The sequence below is a fragment of the Hymenobacter lutimineralis genome (assembly GCF_008271285.1).
Taxonomy (GTDB): Bacteria; Bacteroidota; Bacteroidia; order Cytophagales; family Hymenobacteraceae; genus Hymenobacter; species Hymenobacter lutimineralis.
The window spans coordinates 379,936-400,922 of record NZ_VTHL01000001.1; the positions used below are offsets into that span (position 1 = coordinate 379,936).

Sequence of the window (20,987 nt, forward strand, 5' to 3'; positions counted from 1 at the left end):
TTGGGCAGCTTGGCTGGCGCGTCTGCCCGCCGCAGGGGAGAAGCCCGTCGCCTGACTGGCAGCCGCCAGCAGCAGCCAGCCGGCCACGCCGCGCCCCAACGCATCACCGCATCAGCATAGAAAAAAGAAACCTTTCCCACCTGTTCCGGATTGTAGAACCCAGCCGTTAGCTTTGTACCCCTTTGGGGTAAAATTCGGGCCGGGAACAAGAAATTCCGGCCGGAACCGGCCCAACCTGCTTACCTTGTAGTGCTACTTTTTAGTGATGAACGACCGGATGGATGACCGCCTGAAACAAGCTGGCTCACGAGCGAAAGCCGCCTGGAACAACCGCCCGCCGGTGCTGCCCATCAGCGGGCCCGCCGGCAAGCTGCCGCCCCAGGCCCTGGAGCTGGAATCGGCCGTGCTGGGTGCCCTCATGTTGGAAAAAGACGCCCTCACCACCGTTATCGACCTGCTCAAGCCCCAGAGCTTTTACAAGGATGGGCACCAGCGCATCTTCAAGGCCATTCTGAATTTGTTCGACAAATCGGAGCCGATTGACATTCTGACGGTGACGCACGAGCTGCGGGAGATGGGCGAGCTGGAAGCCGCCGGCGGGGCGCACTACGTGGCCAACCTCACCTTTAAGGTGAACTCGGCGGCCAACATCGAGTACCACGCCCGCATCATCACCGAAAACTCCATCAAGCGGGAGCTGATCCGCATCGCCTCCGACATCCAGCGCGACGCCTTCGAGGATACCACCGACGTATTCAACCTGCTCGACAGCACCGAGCAGTCATTGTTTGAGGTGTCGGAATCCAACATCCGCAAGAACTTCGACGACATGCGCAGCCTGATGGGCAAGGCCATCAAGGAGCTGGAAGAGAAGAAGGACCAGAAGGACGGTCTCACCGGCGTGCCCTCCGGCTTCTCGGCCCTGGACCGCGTCACGTCGGGCTGGCAACCGTCTGACCTGGTGATTATTGCGGCGCGCCCAGGTATGGGTAAAACGGCCTTCGTAGTCTCGGCCATGCGCAACGCGGCGGTGGAGTTCAAGAAGCCGGTGGCCATTTTCTCGCTGGAAATGTCCTCGCTGCAGCTCGTGAACCGTCTGATTTCGGCCGAAGCGGAACTGGACTCCGAGAAGATCAAGAAGGGTAACCTGGCCGACTACGAGTGGGCCCAGCTCAACCACAAGATTTCGGGCCTGTCGTCGGCGCCCATCTACATCGACGATACGCCCGGCCTCAGCATCCGGGAGCTGCGCACCAAGTGCCGCCGCCTCAAGGCCCACCACGACATCCAGATGATCATCATCGACTACCTGCAGCTGATGACCGGCAACACCGACGGCAAAGGGGGCGGCAACCGCGAACAGGAAATTGCCTCGATTTCGCGGGCCCTCAAGGGCATTGCCAAGGAGCTGAACGTGCCCGTGTTGGCGCTGTCGCAGCTTTCGCGCTCGGTAGAAACCCGCGGCGGCGACAAGAAGCCCCAGCTCAGTGACCTGCGCGAATCGGGCTCCATCGAGCAGGACGCCGACATGGTTATCTTCCTGTACCGTCCCGAGTACTACAAGATTACGGAGGACGAAATGGGCAACCCTACCCAGGGTACCGGCGAGGTCATCATTGCCAAGCACCGGAACGGCTCCCTGGAAACCGTGCAGCTCAAGTTCATCGGCAAGTTCACTAAGTTTGCCGACCTCGACGGAGGCGGGGGCTTCGGCGATGCGGGCTTCAACCCCGGGGCCTTTCCCACCAGCACTTTCGACGACGATACGGCCAACTTTGCCCCGAACACCATCCGGCTGGGCTCCCGCATCAACAACGACGGCCCACCCCCGGCCCAGCCCTTCCCCCGCAGCACCTTCGACGACGGTCCGCCGCCATTCTAGAGTTAGGGAAAACCAAAACGCCCGCTACTGCTAGCGGGCGTTTTACGTTTAAAATCTGTCATCCTGAGCAAAGCGAAGGACCTTATCACTACCGCACAATTCGTGGCAACGTGATAAGGTCCTTCGCTGCGCTCAGGATGACAGTTGTAAAATATCGTCTACCCAAACATACCCACCGCGTCCTTGCTGGGCAGGGCGGTTTTGCCAGTCAGAAAAATGTCTACCTGGCGGGCAGCTTCGCGGCCTTCGGAAATGGCCCACACGACCAAAGACTGGCCCCGGCGCATGTCGCCGGCCACGAAGACGTTGGGCCGGGAAGTGTGGAAGTCATTGTCGGAGGTGGTGCGCACGTTGCCGCGCTCATCGAGGGCTACGCCCAGCTGCTCCAGCAGGCCTTCGTACTGCGGGGAGGCGAAGCCCAGGGCCAGCAAAGCCAACTGGCAGGGAATTTCCCGCGCCGAGCCTTCTACCTCGCTGAAGGCCAGGCGGCGGCCCAGCACGTCGGTTTCCCAGGTCACGTCCGTCACCAGCAGGGCGCGCACGTGGCCGTTTTCGTCGCCCAAAAAGGCCTTGGTGTTCACGCCCCAGTAGCGCTGGCAGCCTTCCTCGTGGGAGGTGCTGGTGCGGAACATAGCGGTGGGGTAGTGTGGCCAGGGCTCGAAGTTGGGCCGCTCGGGGGTGGGTTGGTGCATGAGGGCAAACTGCGTGACGGAATGGGCCTGCTGGCGGTTGGCCGTGCCCACGCAGTCGGAGCCCGTGTCGCCACTGCCAATCACCACCACGTCTTTGCCGGTGGCCAGCAGCTCCTGGTCGGCTATGGGCAGGTCACTCACGCGGCGGTTATGCTGGGTGAGGTAGTCCATGGCGAAGTGAATGCCCGCCAGGTCGCGGCCGGGAATGGGCAGGTTCTTCGGCACCAGTGCCCCGCCGGCAAGCACCACGGCATCAAACTGCGCGGCCAGTTCCTGGGCCGGAATATCCCGGCCGATTTCCGTGTTGCAGCGGAACTGCACCCCATCTTCCTCCAGCACTTGAATGCGGCGGTCAATCACCCATTTATCCAGCTTGAAATCGGGGATGCCGTAGCGGAGCAGGCCACCGGGCCGGTCGTCGCGCTCAAACACCGTGACGGCGTGGCCGGCCCGCACCAGCTGGGCTGCCGCTGCCAGCCCGGCCGGGCCCGAGCCTACCACGGCCACCGTTTTGCCGGTTTTGAGCACCGGGGCCGTGGGCTGCACGTAGCCCTTGGCAAACGCCGTTTCGATAATGTGCCGCTCGATTTCCTCAATGGCCACCGGCGTGGCATGAATCCCCAGCACGCAGGCCGACTCGCAGGGGGCGGGGCAGATGCGCCCCGTGAACTCGGGGAAGTTGTTGGTGGAGCTCAGGATCTGGTAGGCCTGCTCCCAGTCCTGGCGGTACACGGCATCGTTGAACTCGGGGATGATGTTGCCCAGCGGACAGCCCGAGTGGCAGAACGGAATGCCGCACTCCATACAGCGCGCCGACTGCTGGTGCAGCTGCGTGTCGGTGTATTGCCCTACAAACTCGCGGTTATGCGCCACCCGCTCCTGCGGGGCGGCTTTGGCGGGTAGCTCCCGCTGAAATTCCTTGAAACCGGTGGTATTACCCATGATACTGCTTGTTCTGTAGTTGATAGCCTGGCCTTACTGTACCTTCTCGAAGCGCGCCTTCTGCAGTACCTTCTTGTACTCGCTGGGGAACACCTTCACAAACTTGCCGACTTCCTCGGGCCAGTTGCTGAGCAGGAAATGAGCCAGCTGGCTGCCGGTCAGTTCGCTGTGCTGGCGCAGCAGGTGCTGGATGTGGGTTTCGTCGTCGGCGTCGAGGGGGTCGAGCTCCACCATTTCGGGGTTGCAGTTCTGCGGGAAGGTACCGTCGGCGTCGTACACCCAGGCAATGCCCCCGCTCATGCCCGCCGCGAAATTGCGGCCGGTGGGCCCCAGAATGAGGGCCCGGCCGCCGGTCATGTATTCGCAGCCATGGTCGCCCACGCCTTCCACCACGGCCGTGGCCCCGGAGTTGCGCACGGCAAACCGTTCTCCGGCCTGGCCGCGCACGAACAACTCCCCGGAAGTAGCCCCGTACAGGGCCACGTTGCCGATGATGATGTTCTGCTCGGGCACGAAGCTGGCGTTGGCCGCCGGGTAAATAATCAGCTGGGCCCCGCTCAGGCCCTTGCCCACGTAGTCGTTGGCCTCACCTTCCAGCCGGAACGACAAGCCCCGCACGCTGAAAGCCCCAAAACTCTGCCCCGCCGATCCGCGGAATGTGTATTGGATGGTACCCTCGGGCAAGCCGGCGGCGTGATGACGTTTGGTGATTTCGTTGGAGAGCAGCGTGCCGATGGTGCGGTCGATGTTGCGCACCGTGAACTCGGCCTGCACGGGCTGCTGGTATTCCAGCGCCGGCTGGGCCTGCTCCAGCAGCTGCCAGTCCAGAATGCCCCGCAGGCCGTGGTCCTGCTCCTCGCTTTTGTGGAGGGTGCTGCCCGGCTCCGGCGACGTCAGGTAGAGCAGGTCGCGCAGGTCGAGGTGACGAGCTTTCCAGTGCTGGATATTGGGGCGGGGCTTCAGGAACTGGGCCCGGCCCACCATCTCGTTGATGGTGCGGAAGCCCAGCTCGGCCATGATTTCGCGCAGCTCCTCGGCCAGGAAGCGGAACAGGTTCACGATGTGCTCGGGCTTGCCGCTGAACAGGCGGCGCAGCTCGGGGTCCTGGGTGGCCACGCCCACGGGGCAGGTGTTGAGGTGGCACTTGCGCATCATCACGCAGCCCCCGGCCACCAGCGCGGCCGTGGCCACGCCCCATTCCTCGGCCCCCAGCAGCGTAGCCACGGCCAGGTCGCGCCCGGTTTTCAGCTGGCCATCGGCCTGCAGCACCACCCGGCTGCGGAGCTGATTGCGCACCAGCGTCTGGTGAGCTTCGGCCAAGCCCAGCTCCCAGGGCAGCCCGGCGTGGCGGATGCTGCTCAGGGGCGAGGCGCCGGTGCCGCCGTCGTAGCCCGCAATCAGAATCACGTCGGCGTGGGCCTTGGCCACCCCGGCCGCAATGGTGCCCACGCCCGCTTTGCTCACCAGCTTCACGTTGATGCGGGCGGCGCGGTTGGCATTTTTGAGGTCGAAGATTAACTGGGCCAGATCCTCAATGGAGTAGATGTCGTGGTGGGGCGGGGGCGAGATGAGGCCCACGCCGGGCGTGGCGTGGCGCACTTTGGCAATCCACTCATCCACCTTGTGGCCGGGCAGCTGCCCGCCTTCCCCGGGCTTAGCGCCCTGGGCCATCTTGATTTGCAGCTCGTCGGCGTTGGTGAGGTAGTGGGCCGTCACGCCGAAGCGGGCCGAGGCCACCTGCTTGATGGCCGAGCGCATGGAGTCCCCATTTTCCATCACCTCGTAGCGCAGCGGGTCTTCGCCGCCCTCCCCGGTGTTGCTCTTGCCCCCGATGCGGTTCATGGCAATGGCCAGGGTGCTGTGGGCCTCGTGCGAGATGGAGCCAAACGACATGGCCCCGGTGGCAAAGCGCCGCATGATGCTTTCGGCCGGCTCTACCTCGTCCAGGGCAATGGCCGGACGGTGGTGGGCAAAGTCGAGCAGGCTGCGCAGGCTGGCCGCCCCCTTGCCGGGCGCGTTCACCAGGCGGGCGTAGCGCTGGTAGGTTTCGTAGGAGCCGGTGCGGGTAGCGTGTTGCAGCAGGTGCACGGTTTCGGGGTTGAACTGGTGCGCCTCGCCCCGGCGGCGCCACTGGTACACGCCGCCCTCGGGCAGCAGCAGCTGTTCTTCCAGGGTGCTGCTCCGGAAGCCCTGGAAGTGCTTAAACAGGGTTTCGCGGGCAATTTCATCCAAACCCAGCCCGCCGATACGCGTCACGGCCCCGGCGAAGTAAGCATCTACCACCTCGCGGTTGATGCCCAGAATCTCGAACACCTGCGCCCCGTGGTAGCTCTGCAGGGTGCTGATGCCCATCTTGGAGAAGATCTTCAGCAGCCCGTCGCACACGGCCTTGATGTAATTGGCCTCCAGCTTGGGCACGGCCAGCCCGCTACGGAAACGCCCCTCGTAGTGCATCGTGCGGATGGTGCTGAGCGCCAGGTAGGGGTTAATGGCCGTGGCCCCGAAAGCCAGCAGGCAGGCAAAGTGGTGCACTTCCCAGGCGTCGCCGGCTTCTACCACCAGGCCCACCGAGCCGCGGTAGCCCTTGCGGATGAGGTGGTGGTGCACCGCCGACACGGCCAGCAGCGACGGAATAGCCGCGTGCTCCGAGTCCAGGGCCCGGTCGGAGAGAATCAGCACCTCAAAGCCGTCGTCCACGGCATCCTCGGCGTAGCGGCAAAGACGGTCGAGGCCGGCCTGCAGGGCGCCAGGCTTGCCATCGGCCCGGAAGTAGGTGTTGATGGTTTTGGCGTTGAACAGCCCCGTATCGATGCTACGTAGCTTTTCCAGCTCGTGGTTCGTGAGGATGGGCTGGCGCAGGGCCACGCAGTGGCAGTGCATCTTGTCCTCGTCGAGGATGTTGCCGTTGTTGCCGATGAAGGTAGCCAGGCTCATCACCAGCCGCTCCCGAATAGGGTCGATGGGCGGGTTGGTGACCTGAGCGAAGAACTGCTTGAAGTAGCTGCTCAGGTGCTGGGGCTGGTCCGACAGCACCGCCAGCGGCGAATCCACGCCCATGGAGCCGATGGGCTCCTTGCCCTCCAGGGCCATGGGTGTCAGAATCGTGTCGATATCCTCGCGGGTGTAGCCGAACACCTGGTGGTACTTAAACACCGATTCGGCCGCCAGGTCGGTGAACACGAGGCGGGGCTCGGGCAGCTCCTCCAGCTTAATCTGGTACTCGCTCAGCCATTGGTCGTAGGGCTGGCGCGTGGCGGCCTGGGCTTTCAGTTCCTCGTCGGTGATAATCTGGCCGGCAACGGTATCGATGAGCAGCATCTTACCGGGCTGCAGGCGGCCCTTGCGCACCACGCTGGCCTCGGGCAGTCCGGCGCCCAGTACCCCCGCTTCCGAAGCCACCAGCACCCGGCCGTCGTCGGTGAGGGCGTAGCGCAGGGGGCGCAGGCCGTTGCGGTCGAGCATGGCCCCAATCATGCGGCCATCGGTAAAGAGCAGGGCCGCCGGGCCGTCCCAGGGCGCCATGAAGGTGGCGTGGAACTCGTAGAAAGCCTTTTTGAGCGGGTCCATCTGCTCGTTGCCGTCCCAGGCCTCGGGCACCAGCATCATCATCACGTGGGGCAGGCTGCGGCCGCAGTGCAGCAGCAGCTCCACAATGTTGTCGAGGCAGGCCGAGTCCGACTGGTTGGCGTCGATGACGGGCAGCAGAATCTCCATTTCCTCGGCCGAGAAGTAGGGCGAGAGGTAGGAAGGCAGGCCGGCGTAAAACCAGTTGAGGTTGCCGCGCAGGGTGTTGATTTCCCCGTTGTGGGCCATCAGCCGGAAAGGCTGGGCCAGCCGCCAGCTGGGGAAGGTGTTGGTGGAAAAGCGCGAGTGCACCATACCCAGGCCCGAGGTCACCCGCTCGTCGGAGAGCTCGGGGAAGTAGCCGCGCACCTGATACGTGGTCAGCTGACCTTTGTAGATGATAACGCGGCAGGAGAGGGAGGTGAAATACACTTCCTCCTCGGGCACGCTGGCGGCTACTTCGCGGCTGATGAGACGGCGCAGCACGTAGAGCTTGCGCTCAAAGTCCTCGGGCGTGGCTACGCCGGCCGGCCGGCCCACAAACAGCTGCTCAATGGCCGGCTCGCCCGACAAAGCCGTGTGGCCAATGCCGGCGGGGTTGACGGGCACCGGCCGGTAGCCCAGCACCGGGAAGCCCAGCTGGGCCGCGGCCGCGTTGATGAGGTCGCGGCAGACTTGGCGCTGGCCGCTGTTTTTGGGCAGAAAGACCATGCCCACGCCGTACTCGCCCGGTTCGGGCAGGCGAATGCCGAGCGTGGTACATTCTTCCAGAAAAAACCAGTGGGGCAGCTGCAACAGCAGCCCCGCTCCGTCGCCGGAGTCGGCGTCGCAGCCGCAGGCACCGCGGTGCTCCATATTTTCCAGAATAGTCAGCGCATCGGCTACTACCTGGTGCGATTTACGTCCGTCGACGTAGGCTATAAAGCCGGTGCCACAAGCATCGTGTTCAAATTCGGGGCGGTATAGGCCCTGGGGCGCAGCTAGCTCCATGGGGAGACGCAGAGTACAACGGTGAAACATGACCTCCGGCAGTAGGTCCGAAGTAGCAACGTACCACACCATTATTGCCCAAACCAGCCGTTAAAGGCATTTTTTCCGGTTTCTAACCCGGACGGCCTTTCCCGAAATTTGCGGGTGGAACCGGCTAAATCTGCGTATTGACGTAGGTTAGCCCCTGCCGCGCCCGGTAATCCAGGCGGCCACCACTACAATTTCAAAACGGTCCAATCACCGATATTTAAGGTATGAAAAACCTGCTGCGCCCCGACCTGACCTTCCGCCTGACCGGCCGCCTCTGGATAGAATCCGCCGACGACCGGTTTATGGGCATCGGGCGGCTGGAACTGCTTGGCCTGATTCAGCAACACGGCTCCATCTCCCGGGCGGCGCAGGAAATGGGCATGTCGTATAAGCGAGCCTGGGATTTGGTCTCGTCGCTGAACGCCCAGAGCGCCCAGCCGCTGGTGCTCACCCAAACCGGCGGCAAGCGCGGCGGTGGCACCGTGGTAACGCCCGAGGGCGAGGCACTGATTGCGGCGTTCGAGGGCCTGCAGGCCCGGTTTCAGGCGTTTCTGGCGGCGGAGGCGAAGCAAATTTTGTAGCTGACGTTAGTGCCAGCGAAGCTGGCACCGCTGATTTTCAGGCCTGAAGCGGCGAACGGAGGCTGCGGGCGCCGATTGGCCGGTTGTTGCGCCTAAAAGGCGAAACCGGCCCGTATGGCAATCCGCTCGAAGGTGACGGGTTCTGGGGGCGTGGCTTCGCGAAGCAGCGTAGTGCGCTGGGTGCGGTAGCCTACGCTTAGCAAGAAGCCGGTATTGTTGTTGAACAGGACTTTCATACCGACGCCCAGTGCCCAAAGGGAGCCTCCTTCGTAGGTGACGGGCTGAGTCAGGGTATTGTCGCGGCCGGTGATGTTGAAGCCGTAGCCGACATCCAGGAAGTAAAACGGCAAAATGGTGCCCCGGCGTGTGAAGTCGCCCCGCACGCTGGCAAACACTGGTACAATGCTTTGCGTGGCATATAAGTCGGCACCCACGCCCAGGCCGGTATATAGCCACTGGTTGAACTTGTAGCCATTCACCGTCTGGAATGAAAAGGCCGACGTGTTGACGGAACTGCTGGTGTTACGGCCGGCCAGGGCCCCCAACTCGGTATAGTGCCCGAAGCCCCGGGACTTGTAGGCTGCATGCAGGCCGCTTTCTACGGGCTGGTACCGCTGCCGCAGCGAGTCCACCTCAGCTTGCCGAAACACAAACTCATTGCGGTCGGCGGTTTGCAGGCGCAGCGGGTCGGCAGTGGGAGCCGTGAGCAGCTGGCCCCGCAGTATCCAGCCGTTTTTAAGGTAAAGTACCTGCTCGGTGGGGCGTTGGGCCCAAGCCGGGCCGGCACACCGGAGCAGGAGCAGCAGAAGCAGTAGAGGGAATCGAATCATAGCGGCGGCAGGCAGTAGGGGTGAAGCTGTAAGTTGCAGATAAGTTGTGCACGAGTACAGCCCGCTTCCCCGGCCTGAACGGGGCCGGGGCATTGCTCGGAAAGCCGCGCTGCCCGCGGCCGGGCTGGGGCTTAGTGGTCGAGCCAGGCTTTGAACTCGGCCACCCGCTCCCGGCTGATGATGACTTCCGTGAGGGGGGTGGGCAGCAGCAGCACCCGCAAACGGCCCCCAGTGTAGATCCGTATTTCCTTCACGGCCGTCAGGCTGACGATGTACTTGCGGCTAAGCCGGAAAAACTGGCGCGGGTCGAGCAGGCCTTCGAGCTGTTCCAGCGTGTAGTCTACCAGAAAGCGGCGCTGGTCCAGGCCGACCAAGTGCACAAACTTACCGTCGGCGCAGAAAAAGGCAATTTCTTCGGTGGTTTTAAACTGAATTCGGTCGTTGAAGCGGGCCAGGAAACGGGTTTTATACGCTTTCTGCATTTGCTGGAACACCTGCGCCAATTGGTGCAGGTTCACGGCGGGCGGCGAATAATCGGTGGTCAATAGCCGCAGCTTCTCCAGGGCCCGGTGCAAGTCGGCGTAGGCAATGGGCTTGAGCAGGTAATCAATGCTGGTGACCTGGAAGGCCCGGATGGCGTACTGATCGTAGGCGGTAGTGAAGATGATGGGGCAGCGGATGCTCACCTGCGGGAAGATGTCGAAGCACAGCCCATCGGCCAGCTGCACATCCAGCAGCACTAGGCGCGGGGGCGGATTGTGGGCAAACCACAGCACGGCGTCTTCCACCGAATCGAGCCGCTCGATAACCTGAATAGCCGGGTCGTAGCGCGCCAGTAGGGCCATCAGGCCATCGGCCGCTGCGGCTTCATCTTCAATCAGCACAACATGCATGCACAGGCAGCTGGTAAGTGGGTAAGGAAGAAAAATACGGTGGTCGGTCAGAAGCAAGTGGCCAACATACGGTAGAACAGATATTCATCGAAATAGTCACTCTAGGTCCTGCCTTGCTGCTCCATAATATTCGTAGCAATGGATGTAAGACGTTTATTATCAATGTGTCTCTATAGCTGCTCCGCTTTTCTCCTCGCCCACCCGCAACAACGGCAGGCGCACGGTGAAGGTGTGGGCATCGCGCTCTACTTCCACCGGGTGCGGACTCACAAAACTGTAGCGCCGCCGAATGTTTTCCAGGCCCAGATTAGTAGACGCTTCCACGGCCGGCTTGGGCTGCAGCGTATTGCGCACCACCAGCTGCTCTTGGTTGGGGGTGGTAAACACGTCAATCAGCAGGGGGCGGCTGCGGGAGCTGATGTTGTGCTTGAGGGCGTTTTCCAGCAGCATTTGCAGGGCCACGGGCACCGTGTAACGGGTTCGTAGGGCGTCGGCTACGCTGATGGTGATGCGCAGGCTGCCCCGGAACCGGGCCCGCAGCAAATACACGTAGGACTCCATAAACTCCAGCTCGGCGGCCACTTCTACCACTTCCTTTTCCTGGTTCTGGAGCACGTAGCGGTACACTTTGGAGAGCTGCTGCAGAAATTCGGCGGCCTGGCCTACATCTTGGTAAAGCAGCGCCGACAGCACGTTGAGGTTGTTGAACAGGAAATGCGGATTCACCTGGTCCTTGAGGCTCTGGAACTGCGCCTGCAAACTGATTTTCTTGAACTGCTCGGCTTCCAGCTGGCTTTGGCGCAGCTCGCGCAGTAAATACACGGCGGTGTTTATAGTGTTCAGAAACAGATTGATACGGAAACCAACGGCCAACAGCAGCTTGAGGCCCAGCTGAAACTTGGCCGGCGGCAGCGGCTGCACGTAGCGCCCCAGCAGTAGCGCCGGCCCCGCCACCGCCACCAGCGTAACGGGCAGGCTCAGCAGAAACGAGAGCAGCAGCGGATGCAGCCGCAGCCCCAGCCGGCGCCGGACAGCGGGCAGCCCACGCTCAATCAGACGGTTGCCTTCCCAGATCAGCGTCACGCACACCAGAAACAGCACCAGTACGTAGCCGCTGTTCACCGGCAGGCCATAAAAGGGCAGCGCCTCCATCAGCAGCACGTTCACGAACGTGTACGCGCCCAGCCCCAGCATGTATATGTACCGCAGACGAGTAGAAAACAGCATGACCGGAAGGTGAGAAAGGAGAAATAGAAAAGTAAGCAGTAAAAGTTGGCGGCTGCGGTTCGCTATCAGACGGCACCCGCAACTTCAACTTTTACTGCTTACTTCTCAATTTTTACTAGATGGAAAACTAGGGCTGAATCACCTGGTCGATGATGTGGACCACGCCGTTGGTAGCCAGGATGTTAGCCGTGGTGATGTTGGCGGCAGTACCCGTGCCGCCCCGTACCGTGAAGCCGGTACCTGCGGCCGCAACTGTTACAGAGCCGGCGAGGGTGGGTACCGTTCCGGGAGTCAGATCTGACGAAAACACGCGGCCCGTAGCAATTACGTGGCGCGACAGGATAGCCGTCAGGTCGGCGTCGGATACGGAGCTGAGGGGGGTGTTGCCCAGCAGCGCTTGGAAGGCAGCATCAGTGGGCGCAAATACCGTTACGTTGGTGCTTTGAGTGCCGGCAGCCGTCAGGATAGCCGCAGCGGCCGGGCGCTGTAAGGCCTGGAGCAGCAGCGTAAACTCGGGGTTGGTAGCGCGAGTGGCGTTGGCCACTACAATTTGCGCAATAGTCTGCGAAGGTGGCATCAATACGTTATCAATAGCGTGGATGGTGCCGTTGCTGGCCGCTACGTCGGCCGTTACCACGCGGGTACTACCGTTGATGAATACCCCCGTACCATTCTTGGTCAGGTATAACGTGTTGTCGTTGAGGGTAACTCCGCCTACCGTGCTCTGGGGGCGGGCCGTGGTGGCGCTGCTGCTGCCGTTGGCAATATCAGCGGCCTTCACGTTGGCTGGCAGCACGTGGTAGAGCAGGATACCCCGCAGCGTGGCAATCTGAGCGGGGTCTGTGATGGCCGTGATGCTGGCGGCTGTGTTGAATGGGGCCGACAGCTTAGCAAAAGCGGCGTTGGTAGGCGCAAACACCGTAAATGGCCCCGTGCCGCTGAGCGTGGTGGTCAGGTCGGCTTTCACCACCGCCGCTACCAGAATGGAAAAGTCGGGGTTGCCCTGGGCTACTTGCACGATGTTCTGGGCGGGTGGGGTAGTTACCTCATCGTCGTCGTCGTCGCAGCTGGTGGCCGTGAAGCCAACCAGCATCACGAGGGCCAGCAATAGCCGCCGCCAGAGGGGAAATGTAGCTTGGGAATGGAACATGAGCGAACAGAGGTTAGGAGTGAAAGATGAATTAGTTTCCCCTTAAACTGCCCGTTTGCTCCCGCTGATGTGCTGCCCGGCACCAGTCGGCAGATAACCGGAGTGAACTCCCATATAACCGGAGTGAGTTGTAGGCGAACACAGCGGCGCGGAGTTATTCATAAGATTGCGCCCATGAAAGACCTGTTGCGTCCCGACCTTGTCTTCCGCCTGACCGGCCGCCTCTGGGTGGAATCCGCCGCCGACCGGTTTATGGGCATCGGGCGGCTGGAGCTGCTGGGCCTGATTCAGCAACACGGCTCCATCTCCCGGGCGGCGCAGGGAATGGGCATGTCGTATAAGCGGGCCTGGGATTTGGTGTCGTCCCTGAACGCCCAGAGTGCCCGGCCGCTGGTGCTCACCCAGACCGGTCGGCGGCACCGTGTAACTGCAGAGGGTGAAAGGTTGATTGCGGAGTTTGAAGCCCTGCAGGCCCGGTTTCTGGCGGCGGAGGCGGCGGAGGCTGAACGGTTGTTCTGACGTCGGTTCCCGCAGCGGACGCCGAAGGACGACCTCCGCGTCCGCTGCGGGAAACCTGGGTGCGCCTTGTTCGTTATGTTTGGAAAAATATAACGCATGAAACACGTTACGCCTGCTCTGTTGCTGCTTCCGATACTGGCCCACGCCCAGGCCCCCGCCGATACCACGCGGCTGGGTGAGGTGGTGGTGACGGCCTCGAAGGTGGAGGAAAGTATTCTACAGTCGCCCGTAACGGTGGAGAAGCTCAACGCCCGCCAACTGCGGCTCACGCCCGCGGCCTCGTTTTTCGATGCCATTGAGCACCTGAAGGGCGTGCAGATGCTAACGCCCAGCCTGGGGTTTCGGGTGCTGAACGCCCGGGGCTTCAGCAACACCACTAACGTGCGCTTCGCCCAACTCGTGGACGGCATCGACAACCAGGCCCCGCACATTGGCGGGCCCATCGGGAACGTACTGGGGCCGAGCGACCTGGATATTCAGGCCGTAGAGCTGGTGCCGGGTACGGCCGCGGCGCTGTACGGGCTCAACGCCATCAACGGGCTGGCCAACTTCAGCACCCGCAACCCGTTTCGCAGCCCCGGCCTGAGCGTGCAGCAGAAAACGGGCATCAACCACCTCAACGACCCGGCCACCGGCGCGCATGCCTTTTCCGAAACCAGTGTGCGCTACGCCCGGGTGCTGGGCCCGAAGTGGGCGGTGAAAGTGAACGGCACCTACCTGCGCGGCTACGACTGGATTGCCCGCGACCCAACCGACATCAACCCCAACGGCAACGCCACCACCGGCCTGCTGGGGGCCGATAACCCGGCCCGCGACCCGGTGAGCAGCTACGGCAACGAATCGTCGAACCGCTCGACGCTGACGCTGGGGGGCAAAAGCTACCAGGTGGCCCGCACCGGCTACCGGGAGCAGGACGTGACCGACTACCAGCTGCAAACCCTGAAGTACGACGCGGCCCTGCACTACAAGCTCACCGACAAAACGGAGCTGGCCTACACCTACCGCGGGGCCAACTTCGACAACGTGTACCAGCGCAGCAACCGGTTCCGGCTCGACAACTACCACCTGCAGCAGCACGCTCTGCAGCTCACCGGCCCCGTGGTGCAGGCCCGGGCCTACTTCACCCAGGAAAACACCGGCCGCAGCTACAACCTGCGCAGTATGGCCGAAAACCTGGACCGCAGCTTCAAGCCCGATGCCCGCTGGAACCAGGACTACACCGCGGCCTGGAACGCCGCCGCACAGGCCGGCCAGTCGGTGGCCCAGGCGCACGCCACGGCCCGCGCCGCCGCCGATGCCGGCCGCTTGCAGCCCGGCACGCCGGAGTTCCAACAGCGCCTGCGCGAACTGGCCGACATCAACAACTGGGACCAGGGCGCGGCCCTGCGCGTCCAGGCCGATTTGCTGCACCTGGAAGGCCAGCTGAACCTGGGCGAAGCCCTGCGCCGGGGCGGCGGCAAAGCCCTGCCCGCCTGGGCAGACGTGCTGCTGGGCCTCGACCACCGCACCTATTTCATCCAACCTGACGGTAACTACTTCATCAACCCCGAAGCGGGGGAGGACCCGTACAGCACGCTCACCTACGGCAAAACCGGCGGCTTCGTGCAGGCCGGGGCGCGGTTGTGGCAGGTGAAAGTACGCCTGACAGCCACGCTGCGGGCCGACAGGAACGACTATTTCAGTGCCCGCTTCAACCCCCGCCTCACGGCCGTGTACTCGCCTACCCAGCGCCACAACTTCCGGGTGAGCTACCAGAGCGGCTACCGGTTTCCGAGCTTGTTCGAGGGGTTTTCCAACGTGAACAGCGGGCAGGTGAAGCGCATAGGGGGGCTCCGGGTGATGTCGGACGGGGTGTTTGAGAACAGCTACCTGCGCAGCTCCATTGATGCCTTCAACGCGGCCGTAACGCGGGGCGTGAACACCGGCGGCCTCTCGCGCAGCCAGGCCATCAGCCAGAACCAGGGCCTGCTGCAGAAAAACCCCTACACCTACCTGCGGCCCGAGCACATCAACTCCATTGAGCTGGGCTACAAGGCGGCCCTGCTGCCCGGCGGCCGCCTACTGGCCGACGTGGATTTTTACTCTAACACCTACCGCGACTTTATTGCCCAGGTAGAAGCCTACGTGCCCCTGGATGCCACCGGCCAGCCCCTGCCCCCCGGCTCCGACCAGAACGCCGTAGCCACCGCCCTGAGCGCCCGCGCCGGCCAGGCCCGCTACCGCCTCTGGACCAACTCCCGCAGCCGGGTGTACAACTACGGCGGCTCCCTGGGTTTGCGCTACGAAGTGGCCGGCGGCTACCTGGCCGGGGCCAGCACCACCTACGCCCGCCTGCGCCGCACCGAGTCGGGCGACGGGCTGGAAGATGGCTTCAACACCCCGCGCTGGGCCGCCAACGCGAGTCTGGGCAACGAAAACGTGGTGAAAAACTTCGGTTTCGGCCTCAACTACCACTGGCAGCAACGCTACTACTCCCAAACCTTCCTGGTAACCGGCTACGTGCCCGCCTACGGCACCCTCGACGCCCAACTCAGCTACCGTCTGCCCGAGCCCAACCTGCGCTTCAAGTTAGGAGCCAGTAACGTGCTCAACCACTACTACGCCAGCTACCTCGGCGGCCCCAGTGTGGGCGGGCTCTACTACCTGCAGGTTACGTATGGGTTGTAACTTACCGCTGTCATCCTGAGCATGTCGCGCATCAAGCCAGGAAGAAGGACCTTATTACTACAGAACTACTCTGCGTCCTCTGCGGAAACCTCTGCGCCCTCTGCGGGCTAAAAAAACCAAAGAAGCAACCGTGCATTCGTGACAAGGTCCTTCTTCCTCGCTTGATGCGCGACATGCTCAGGATGACAATTCCCATTCTCACGCCATGCTCGACGCCCTCCGTGCTTACTTCCACCACAAGCTTCCGCTGACCGAAACCCAGTTTGCTACCCTGGCTGGCCTGCTCACGCCGCGGCAGCTGGCGAAGGGGGAGGTGCTGGGGCGGCAGGGCGAGCCGGCGCGGTTCGGGGCGTTTGTGGTGCGGGGGTGCCTGCGCAGCTACGTGACGGATGCCCGGCAGAAAGAGCACATCCTGCAGTTTGCGCCCGAAAACTGGTGGATTGCCGACCAGCACAGCCTGCGCCACCACGCGCCGGCGTTGTTCACCATTGAGGCGCTGGAAGACTCGGAGGTGCTGCTGTTTGGGGCGGGACTGTACGGGCAGCTGTTGGCGTTGGGGCCCGGGTTTCAGGCATTTTTCTACGAGCTGCTGCAGAACAGCCTGGTAGCCATGCAGCGCCGGCTGATTGGGGTGCTGAGCGCCCCGGCCGAGGCGCGGTACCAGGAGTTTCAACAGCTGTACCCCACGCTGGCCCGGCGGCTGCCCCAGCGCCACATTGCCGCCTACCTGGGTATCACGCCGGAGTCGTTGAGCCGGCTGCGGGCCGGGCGGGGGTAGCGGGCGGGATTTTCGCTATATTGGGAATAATATAACGATAGAGGGAATAGGCAAGGAGCAATTGAATTTCAAATAGTTGAGCTGTTTAGACAGAATCCGGATAAACAGCTAATGGGCTGATCAATAGGCAGCCGGTGAGGAAGAAAAGCAAGGATAGGATTTTGTACAGGTGAAATACGCCGCAAAGCATAACGCCCAAGCGCTTGGCCTCGTAAGCCGATAAGCTACTGGCGAGCTTAGCCCTTGCTGGTCTCCGCCTATCCACTCCATCACCTCAACTTCTTTCTATGACCCAGCAACCGACCAACTCCGCGGCCCGTGCCGGCGGGGTGGCCGCACCGCCGCCTACCGGCCCGGTTCGCCTCACCATCAACGGCCAGCAGCATACCCTCCAGCTTGCCCCCTGGACCACGCTGCTCGATGCCCTGCGCGAGTACCTGCACCTCACCGGCACCAAGAAGGGCTGCGACCATGGCCAGTGCGGGGCCTGCACCGTGCTGGTAGATGGCAAGCGCATCAACAGCTGCCTCACCCTGGCCGTGATGCACGAGGACAAGGACATCACCACCATTGAAGGCCTCGGCACGCCCGAAACCCTGCACCCCCTGCAGCAGGCCTTTGTCGACCACGACGCCTTTCAGTGCGGCTACTGCACGCCCGGCCAGATCTGCTCGGCCCAGGGCCTCCTCAACGAAGGCCGTGCCCACACCGAGGCCGAAATTCGGGAGCACATGAGCGGCAACGTGTGCCGCTGCGGCGCCTACGTGGGCATCCTCAACGCCGTGAAGGAAGTGGTGGACAGGAAGAGCTCAGAGCATAGAAGTTAGAGCTTAGCTAGTTCTGTTTCCGGTATGCCCTGCCTATTCTAAGCTCTAAGTTCTTCCATCTAAGCTCTTCAAAATGAACTCATTTACTTACCAACGCGCTACGGCTGTTGCCGATGCCGTGCGCGAGCAGTCGGGGCGACCCGACGCGGCCTATATAGGGGGCGGCACCAACCTCATCGATTTGATGAAGGAAAATGTGGCGCGCCCTACCCATCTCGTGAGCGTGGGCAAGCTGCCCCTGTCCGATATCGAAAACCTGCCCGACGGCGGGCTGCGCCTGGGCGCCACGGCGACTAATGCCGACACCGCCTGGCACGAGGAGGTGAAAAGCCGCTACCCACTGCTGAACCAGGCCATTCTGGCCGGAGCTTCGCCCCAGTTGCGCAACATGGCCACCAACGGCGGCAACCTCATGCAGCGTACCCGCTGCTACTACTTCTACGACCTGGCCACGCCTTGCAACAAGCGGGAGCCGGGTTCGGGCTGCTCGGCCATCGGGGGCTACAACCGGGTGTGCGGCATCCTGGGCACCAGCGAGTCGTGCATTGCTACCCACCCTTCGGACATGTGCGTGGCCCTGGCGGCGCTGGCTCCCACGGTGCGCGTGAGCGGCCCCAACGGGGAGCGGAGCATTGCCTTCGACGACTTCCACCGCCTGCCCGGTAACCAGCCCGAAAAGGACAACACCCTGGAACCCGGCGAGCTGATTATGAGCATCGACCTGCCCACAGAAGGTTTCAACAAGAACTTCAGCTACCTGAAGCTGCGCGACCGGAGCAGCTACGCCTTTGCCCTGGTATCGGTGGCGGCGGCGCTGGAGCTGGACGGCAACACCATCCGGGATGCTCGTTTGGCGCTGGGCGGCGTGGCCCACAAGCCCTGGCGCGACCAGGAGGCCGAGAACCTGCTCAAGGGCCAGCCCGCTACCGTGGAAACCTTTGCCCTAGCCGCCGCCAAAGTGGTGGCAAACGCCCAGGGCTACGGCTCCAACGACTTCAAGATTGAGCTGGCCAAGCGCGCCATTGTGCGGGCCCTCAAGCAGGCCGCCGAAGGCTCGCAAACCGCATCCGACGTCTTTGTAAACTCGAATCCATGAGCACGACCAACCACATAGGCAAGCCCACCAGTCGCGTTGATGGTCCGGCAAAAGTAACCGGCACGGCCCGGTACGCGGCCGAGTACGCCGTACCCGATCTGGCCTACGGCTGGGTAATCAGCAGCCCCATTGCCAAGGGCAAAATCACGAAGATCCACGCCGATGAGGTGCTGGCCCTGCCGGGTGTGCTCCAGGTATTCTCGCACGAGAACGTACCGTCGCTGGCCTGGTTTGATAGGAGCTATAAGGACCAGGTGGCTCCCGGCGGCTCGCCCTTCCGGCCCCTGCACGACAACGAAATCAAGTTCAGCCAGCAGCCCGTGGCCCTGGTGGTGGCCGAGAATTTTGAACTGGCTCGGTATGCGGCTTCCTTGCTGCGCATCGAATACGAGCAGGAGAAGCACGAAACCAGCCTCGAAACCAAGCGCGAAGACGGCTTCGAGCCGGGCCGGGGCAAAACCGGCTATATGCCGCCGCCCCCGCCTCGTGGCAACCCCGACAAGGCCTGGGAGGAAGCCCCGCACCGCATGGAGGCTGAGTACGTGCACGGAGCCCAGCACCACAACCCCATGGAGCTGTTTGCCACCACCGCCGAGTGGCGCGGCGAGGGCAAAATCACGGCTTATGACAAAACCCAGGGCGTGTACAACGTGCAGCAGTACCTCACCAAAATCTTCGGGCTGAAGAAGGACGACTGCCGGGTGGTGAATGAGTACATGGGTGGGGGCTTTGGCTCGGGGCTGCGGCCCCAGTACTCGGTGTTTCTGGCCGTTATGGCGGCGCTGGAGCTGAAACGCTCGGTGCGCCTCACGCTCACGCGCCAGCAGATGTTCTCCTTCGGGCATCGGCCGCACACGCTGCAGTACCTCAAGCTGGCCACCAACGCCGATGGTACCCTGGCTGCCCTGCAGCACCACGCCCTGCATGAAACCTCCCGGTTTGAGGACTACACCGAGAACGTGGTGAACTGGAGCGGCATGCTCTACCAGTGTGACAACGTGAAGCTGGGCTACCAGCTGGCCAAGCTCGACGTGTACACCCCCCTCGACATGCGCGCCCCCGGGGCGGCTACCGGCTCCATTGGGCTGGAAATTGCCATGGACGAAATGGCCTACGAGGCCGGCCTCGACCCGCTGGAGTTCCGCCTGCGCAACTACGCCGAGCGGGACCAGAACCAGGACAAGCCCTTTAGCAGCAAAAAGCTGCGCGAATGCTACCACCAGGGCGCGGCCAAATTCGGCTGGGAGAAGCGCACCCAGGCCCCGGGCTCCATGCGCGACAAAGACGGCAAGCTCATCGGCTGGGGCATTGGCGGCGGCGTGTGGGATGCTACGCAGCAGAAATCGGCTGCCAAGGCCAGCATCACCGCCGATGGGCACCTGACGGTATCCAGCGCGGCCGGCGAAAATGGCACGGGCACCTACACCATCATGACGCAGATTGCGGCCGAAACGCTGGGCCTGCCCATCGAGGCTGTCACCTTTAAGCTCGGCGACACCGACCTGCCCGAGGCCCCGCTGCAGGGCGGCTCCTGGACGGCTGCTTCGGTAGGCACGGCCGTGAAGAACACCTGCGAGGCCCTGGGCGAAAAGCTGCTCAAGCTAGCCCAGAAGATGGAAGGCTCCCCCCTGAAAGGTGCCAAGCTGGAAGACGTGGAGTTCGTGAACGGCCAGATCCGGCTGCGCTCCGATGATACGCAGGCCGTGGTGCTGCGCGACGTGCTACAGGCCAGCGGCGAAACCAAGGTGGAAGCCGACAGCTCGGCTATGCCCAACATGCTCAAGCAGCAGCAGTACTCCCTGCACTCCCACAACATTGTGTTTGCGGAGGTGAAGGTGGACGAGGAACTGGGCACCGTGCACGTAACGCGCGTGGTGAATGCCGTGGCTGCCGGCCGCATCCTCAACCTCAAAACAGCCCGCTCTCAGGTATTAGGCTCGGTGGTGTGGGGCATCAGCATGGCGCTGATGGAGGAAACGGTGATGGACCACAAGTTCGGCCGCTATATGAACCACAACTACGCCGAGTACCACGTGCCCGTCAACGCCGATATCCACGACATCGACGTGCTGTTTGTGGAGGAGGAAGACGACATCGTGAACCCGCTGGGCGTGAAAGGCATCGGCGAGGTGGGCATGCTGGGCGTGGCTGCCGCCATTACCAACGCCGTGTTCCACGCCACCGGCAAGCGCGTCCGCGACTTACCCGTGATGATTGACAAGCTGTTGTAACCGCCGCCGCTTGCCGTAACGCAAACCGCCCCGTAACCGTGAGGTTGCGGGGCGGTTTTGTATGTAGAAAAGGGCCGGATTAACGCTT

The 20,987-nt window shown here is 62.8% G+C and carries 14 protein-coding genes; 8 read left to right on the forward strand and 6 right to left on the reverse strand.

The genetic code is table 11. The annotated features are described in order from the left end of the window. The first annotated feature begins 265 nt into the window (after positions 1-265). Positions 266-1,882: a replicative DNA helicase gene (dnaB, locus tag FY528_RS01515; protein ID WP_149069218.1), complete on the forward strand. Its 1,617-nt coding sequence runs from the start codon at positions 266-268 to the stop codon at positions 1,880-1,882. Positions 1,883-2,040: 158 nt separating this feature from the next. Here dnaB and FY528_RS01520 read toward each other — a convergent pair whose 3' ends face one another. Both FY528_RS01520 and gltB read right to left on the reverse strand, forming a co-directional pair. Then, positions 2,041-3,516 carry a glutamate synthase subunit beta gene (locus tag FY528_RS01520; RefSeq protein WP_149069219.1) on the reverse strand — a complete coding sequence of 492 codons (1,476 nt, stop codon included), beginning with the start codon at positions 3,514-3,516 and terminating at the stop codon, positions 2,041-2,043. Between the two features lie 33 nt (positions 3,517-3,549). Further along, entirely contained in the window at positions 3,550-8,100 is a 4,551-nt protein-coding gene (gltB, locus tag FY528_RS01525; RefSeq protein ID WP_262383878.1) for a glutamate synthase large subunit, read from the reverse strand. A gap of 224 nt (positions 8,101-8,324) precedes the next feature. On the opposite strand from gltB, the gene FY528_RS01530 reads away from it, so the two are divergent. Further along, on the forward strand, positions 8,325-8,681 hold the full coding sequence (locus FY528_RS01530; protein ID WP_262383879.1) for a winged helix-turn-helix domain-containing protein: 357 nt from the start codon (positions 8,325-8,327) through the stop codon (positions 8,679-8,681). Between the two features lie 92 nt (positions 8,682-8,773). Here FY528_RS01530 and FY528_RS01535 read toward each other — a convergent pair whose 3' ends face one another. The 4 genes from FY528_RS01535 to FY528_RS01550 all read right to left on the reverse strand — a co-directional run bounded on the left by FY528_RS01535 (position 8,774) and on the right by FY528_RS01550 (position 12,781). Further along, entirely contained in the window at positions 8,774-9,511 is a 738-nt protein-coding gene (locus FY528_RS01535; protein ID WP_262383880.1) for a hypothetical protein, read from the reverse strand. 131 nt (positions 9,512-9,642) lie between these two features. Next, positions 9,643-10,404, reverse strand: a complete 762-nt coding sequence (locus tag FY528_RS01540) for a LytR/AlgR family response regulator transcription factor (RefSeq protein WP_149069220.1) — start codon at positions 10,402-10,404, stop codon at positions 9,643-9,645. A 159-nt stretch (positions 10,405-10,563) separates the two neighbouring features. Further along, positions 10,564-11,631, reverse strand: coding sequence for a sensor histidine kinase (locus tag FY528_RS01545; protein WP_149069221.1), 1,068 nt, complete (start codon positions 11,629-11,631; stop codon positions 10,564-10,566). A 127-nt stretch (positions 11,632-11,758) separates the two neighbouring features. Then, positions 11,759-12,781 (reverse strand): fasciclin domain-containing protein, encoded by a 1,023-nt coding sequence (locus tag FY528_RS01550; protein WP_149069222.1) that lies wholly within the window; start codon positions 12,779-12,781, stop codon positions 11,759-11,761. Between the two features lie 174 nt (positions 12,782-12,955). Between FY528_RS01550 and FY528_RS01555 the strand changes: the two genes are divergently transcribed. The 6 genes from FY528_RS01555 to FY528_RS01580 all read left to right on the forward strand — a co-directional run bounded on the left by FY528_RS01555 (position 12,956) and on the right by FY528_RS01580 (position 20,899). Then, complete coding sequence (locus FY528_RS01555) at positions 12,956-13,300, forward strand: winged helix-turn-helix domain-containing protein (RefSeq protein ID WP_149069223.1); 345 nt, start codon at positions 12,956-12,958, stop codon at positions 13,298-13,300. 96 nt (positions 13,301-13,396) lie between these two features. Beyond that, on the forward strand, positions 13,397-15,967 hold the full coding sequence (locus FY528_RS01560; RefSeq protein WP_149069224.1) for a TonB-dependent receptor: 2,571 nt from the start codon (positions 13,397-13,399) through the stop codon (positions 15,965-15,967). 205 nt (positions 15,968-16,172) lie between these two features. Continuing rightward, positions 16,173-16,745, forward strand: a complete 573-nt coding sequence (locus tag FY528_RS01565) for a Crp/Fnr family transcriptional regulator (RefSeq protein WP_149069225.1) — start codon at positions 16,173-16,175, stop codon at positions 16,743-16,745. 287 nt (positions 16,746-17,032) lie between these two features. Beyond that, the gene (locus FY528_RS01570) at positions 17,033-17,572 is read left to right on the forward strand and encodes a (2Fe-2S)-binding protein (protein WP_149069226.1); all 540 of its coding nucleotides are present in this window, start codon (positions 17,033-17,035) and stop codon (positions 17,570-17,572) included. 73 nt (positions 17,573-17,645) lie between these two features. Then, positions 17,646-18,668 (forward strand): FAD binding domain-containing protein, encoded by a 1,023-nt coding sequence (locus tag FY528_RS01575; RefSeq protein ID WP_149069227.1) that lies wholly within the window; start codon positions 17,646-17,648, stop codon positions 18,666-18,668. Continuing rightward, a complete protein-coding gene (locus FY528_RS01580) occupies positions 18,665-20,899 on the forward strand; it encodes a xanthine dehydrogenase family protein molybdopterin-binding subunit (RefSeq protein ID WP_149069228.1) in 2,235 nt (744 codons plus the stop codon). The genes FY528_RS01575 and FY528_RS01580 overlap by 4 nt, the downstream gene beginning before the upstream one ends. Positions 20,900-20,987: the final 88 nt, after the last annotated feature.

What these genes read in the sequence shown, in the direction of transcription:
- FY528_RS01550 (WP_149069222.1), bottom strand. Translation starts at nt 12,781, where the DNA reads ATGTTCCATTCCCAAGCTACATTTCCCCTCTGGCGGCGGCTATTGCTG.
- FY528_RS01555 (WP_149069223.1), top strand. Translation starts at nt 12,956, where the DNA reads ATGAAAGACCTGTTGCGTCCCGACCTTGTCTTCCGCCTGACCGGCCGC.
- FY528_RS01565 (WP_149069225.1), top strand. Translation starts at nt 16,173, where the DNA reads ATGCTCGACGCCCTCCGTGCTTACTTCCACCACAAGCTTCCGCTGACC.
- FY528_RS01560 (WP_149069224.1), top strand. Translation starts at nt 13,397, where the DNA reads ATGAAACACGTTACGCCTGCTCTGTTGCTGCTTCCGATACTGGCCCAC.
- FY528_RS01530 (WP_262383879.1), top strand. Translation starts at nt 8,325, where the DNA reads ATGAAAAACCTGCTGCGCCCCGACCTGACCTTCCGCCTGACCGGCCGC.
- FY528_RS01545 (WP_149069221.1), bottom strand. Translation starts at nt 11,631, where the DNA reads ATGCTGTTTTCTACTCGTCTGCGGTACATATACATGCTGGGGCTGGGC.
- FY528_RS01570 (WP_149069226.1), top strand. Translation starts at nt 17,033, where the DNA reads ATGACCCAGCAACCGACCAACTCCGCGGCCCGTGCCGGCGGGGTGGCC.
- FY528_RS01580 (WP_149069228.1), top strand. Translation starts at nt 18,665, where the DNA reads ATGAGCACGACCAACCACATAGGCAAGCCCACCAGTCGCGTTGATGGT.
- FY528_RS01535 (WP_262383880.1), bottom strand. Translation starts at nt 9,511, where the DNA reads ATGATTCGATTCCCTCTACTGCTTCTGCTGCTCCTGCTCCGGTGTGCC.
- gltB (WP_262383878.1), bottom strand. Translation starts at nt 8,100, where the DNA reads ATGTTTCACCGTTGTACTCTGCGTCTCCCCATGGAGCTAGCTGCGCCC.
- FY528_RS01575 (WP_149069227.1), top strand. Translation starts at nt 17,646, where the DNA reads ATGAACTCATTTACTTACCAACGCGCTACGGCTGTTGCCGATGCCGTG.
- dnaB (WP_149069218.1), top strand. Translation starts at nt 266, where the DNA reads ATGAACGACCGGATGGATGACCGCCTGAAACAAGCTGGCTCACGAGCG.
- FY528_RS01520 (WP_149069219.1), bottom strand. Translation starts at nt 3,516, where the DNA reads ATGGGTAATACCACCGGTTTCAAGGAATTTCAGCGGGAGCTACCCGCC.
- FY528_RS01540 (WP_149069220.1), bottom strand. Translation starts at nt 10,404, where the DNA reads ATGCATGTTGTGCTGATTGAAGATGAAGCCGCAGCGGCCGATGGCCTG.